Origin of the sequence: Pseudomonas sp. PAMC 26793 (assembly GCF_000313235.1) — a bacterium.
GTDB lineage: Bacteria > Pseudomonadota > Gammaproteobacteria > Pseudomonadales > Pseudomonadaceae > Aquipseudomonas > Aquipseudomonas yamanorum.
The window spans coordinates 1-3,590 of record NZ_AMXG01000033.1 but is presented as its reverse complement, the minus strand read 5'-3'; the positions used below and the strand labels follow the sequence as shown (position 1 = coordinate 3,590).

The window sequence follows — 3,590 nt, the reverse complement described above, 5'->3', positions numbered from 1 at the left end:
GATGTTTACAACAACGGCTCGACCGTCAGCACCACGATTACCGGGGCTACCGGCGGTAACTTCGAGAACCTGGTGCCGGCAACCACGCCAGCGGTTACCACCATTACCGATTCGATCGATACCACTACGGTCACGCTGACGGCCGGTAATACCGTCACCGAAGGCGGCCAGATTACTTACACCGCTACCTTGACCAACCCAGCACAGACACCGGTGACTGTCACTTTGAGCAATGGCTCGGTGATCACCATTGAAGCCGGAAAGTCCACGGGGACGGTGGTCGTCGATACGCCAGCCAATGATGTTTACAACAATGGCTCGACCATCAGCACCACGATTACCGGGGCTACCGGCGGTAACTTCGAGAACCTGGTGCCAGCGACTACGCCAGCGGTTACTACAATTACCGATTCGATCGACACCACCACCGTCACCCTGACGGCGGGCGAAAGCGTGACCGAAGGCGGTCAGATTACTTACACCGCCACCCTGACCAACCCCGCGCAGACGCCGGTGACGGTCACTTTGAGCAATGGCTCGGTGATCACCATTGAAGCCGGAAAGTCCACGGGGACGGTGGTCGTCGATACGCCAGCCAATGATGTTTACAACAATGGCTCGACCGTTAGCACCACCATTACGGCGGCTACTGGCGGTAATTTTGAGAACCTGGTGCCGAGCACCACGCCAGCGGTGACTACGATCACCGACTCGGTTGATACCACGACGGTGACGCTGTCGACTAACGACACCGCGATCACTGAAGGCGGCCAGATCACCTACACCGCCACGCTTTCGAATGAAGCGCATGCGCCGGTGACTGTGACTCTGTCCAACGGCCAGGTCATCACCATTGATGCCGGTAAAACTACCGGCACCGTGGTATTCCAGACTCCGGTCAACGACGTCTACAACAACGGTTCCACCGTTAGCACAACGATCACCACCGCTACTGGCGGCAATTTCGAGAAGTTGGTACCGGATAACACCAATCCGCCGACCACCACGATTACCGACTCGATCGACACCACCACCGTGACCTTGTCGACCAACGACACTGCGATCACTGAAGGTGGCCAGATCACCTACACCGCCACGCTTTCGAACGAAGCGCATGCGCCGGTGACTGTGACCCTGTCCAACGGTCAGGTGATCACCATTGATGCCGGTAAAACTACCGGCACCGTGGTTTTCCAAACGCCGGTCAACGACGTCTACAACAACGGCTCTACCGTCAGCACGACCATCACCACCGCTACTGGCGGTAACTTCGAGAAGTTGGTTCCAGACAATACGAATCCGCCGACCACCGTCATTTCGGATTCGATCGATACCACCACCGTAACCTTGTCGACCAACGACACTGCGATCACCGAAGGCGGTCAGATCACCTACACCGCGACCTTGAGCAACGAAGCTCACGCACCGGTGACCGTAACCCTGTCTAACGGCCAAGTGATCACCATTGATGCCGGTAAAACTACCGGCACCGTGGTTTTCCAAACGCCGGTCAATGACGTCTACAACAACGGTTCGACCGTTAGACGACCATCACCACCGCGACTGGTGGCAATTTCGAGAAGTTGGTCCCGGATAACACCAATCCGCCGACCACCACGATTACCGATTCGATCGACACGACCACCGTAACGCTGTCGACCAACGACACTGCGATCACTGAAGGCGGTCAGATCACCTACACCGCGACCTTGAGAATGAAGCGCACGCACCGGTGACCGTAACCCTGTCCAACGGCCAGGTGATCACCATCGACGCGGGCAAAACCACGGGCACCGTGGTTTTCCAGACCCCGGTCAACGACGTCTACAACAACGGTTCCACCGTTAGCACCACGATTACGACGGCTACTGGCGGTAACTTCGAGAAGCTGGTTCCGGACAATACAAATCCGCCGACCACCGTATTTCGGATCGATCGACACCACACAGTAACCTTGTCGACCACCGATGCCGCGATCACTGAAGGCGGCCAGATCACCTACACCGCGACTTTGAGCAACGAAGCTCACGCACCGGTGACCGTAACCCTGTCTAACGGCCAAGTGATCACCATTGATGCCGGTAAAACTACCGGCACTGTGGTTTTCCAAACTCCAGTCAATGACGTTTACAACAACGGTTCCACCGTCAGCACTACGATTACGGCGGCTACTAGCGGCAACTTTGAGAAGCTGGTCCCGGATAACACTAATCCGCCGACCACCACGATTACCGATTCGATCGATACCACCACCGTGACCTTGTCGACTAACGACACTGCGATCACTGAAGGTGGCCAGATCACTTACACCGCCACGCTTTCTAATGAAGCGCATGCGCCGGTCACCGTGACCCTGTCTAACGGCCAGGTGATCACCATTGATGCCGGTAAAACTACCGGCACTGTGGTTTTCCAAACACCGGTCAACGACGTCTACAACAACGGTTCGACCGTTAGCACCACGATTACCACCGCCACTGGTGGCAATTTCGAGAAGCTGGTTCCGGATAACACTAATCCGCCGACCACCACGATTACCGACTCGATCGACACCACCACCGTGACGTTGTCGACTAATGACACCGCGATCACTGAAGGCGGCCAGATCACCTACACCGCGACCTTGAGCAACGAAGCTCACGCGCCGGTAACCGTGACGCTGTCTAATGGCCAGGTGATCACCATTGATGCCGGTAAAACCACGGGCACCGTGGTCTTCCAGACTCCGGTCAATGACGTCTACAACAACGGTTCGACCGTTAGCACCACGATTACAGCGGCTACTGGCGGTAACTTCGAGAAGTTGGTCCCGGATAACACCAATCCGCCGACCACCGTCATTTCGGATTCGATCGACACCACCACCGTGACCTTGTCGACCAACGACACTGCGATCACCGAAGGCGGTCAGATCACCTACACCGCGACCTTGAGCAACGAAGCTCACGCGCCTGTGACCGTGACCTTGTCCAACGGCCAGGTGATCACCATCGACGCGGGTAAAACTACCGGTACCGTGGTATTCCAGACTCCGGTCAACGACGTCTACAACAACGGTTCCACCGTCAGCACCACCATCAGCACGGCCACTGGCGGCAACTTCGAGAAGCTGGTTCCGGATAACAGCCACCCAGCGGTTACCACCATCACCGACTCGATCGACACCACTACCGTTAAATTGAGCACCACTGACACTGCCATTACCGAAGGCGGTCAGATCACTTACACCGCGACGCTTTCGAATGAAGCGCATGCGCCGGTGACTGTGACCCTGTCTAACGGCCAGGTGATCACCATTGATTCCGGTAAAACCACCGGCACCGTGGTCTTCCAGACACCCGCCAACGATGTCTACAACAACGGCTCCACCATCAGCACCACGATTACAGCGGCTACTGGCGGCAACTTCGAGAAACTGGTGCCGGATAACACCAATCCGCCGACCACCACGATTACCGATTCGATCGACACCACGACGGTGGCGCTGTCGACTAACGACACTGCGATCACCGAGGGTGGGCAGATCACCTACACCGCCACGCTTTCTAATGAAGCGCACGCACCAGTGACCGTGACGCTGTCCAACGGCC

Annotated in this window: 2 protein-coding genes; both read left to right on the top strand. The window is 56.8% G+C overall.

Annotated elements, in window-relative coordinates; translation table 11 throughout:
• Positions 1–1,650: immunoglobulin-like domain-containing protein (locus tag D109_RS1000000135255; protein WP_017477428.1), on the top strand; the 1,650-nt coding region annotated here is incomplete at its 5' end.
• A gap of 82 nt (positions 1,651–1,732) precedes the next feature.
• Positions 1,733–3,590, top strand: a 1,858-nt coding sequence (locus D109_RS1000000135250) for an immunoglobulin-like domain-containing protein (RefSeq protein WP_017477427.1), incomplete at its 3' end; no start/stop codon positions are given.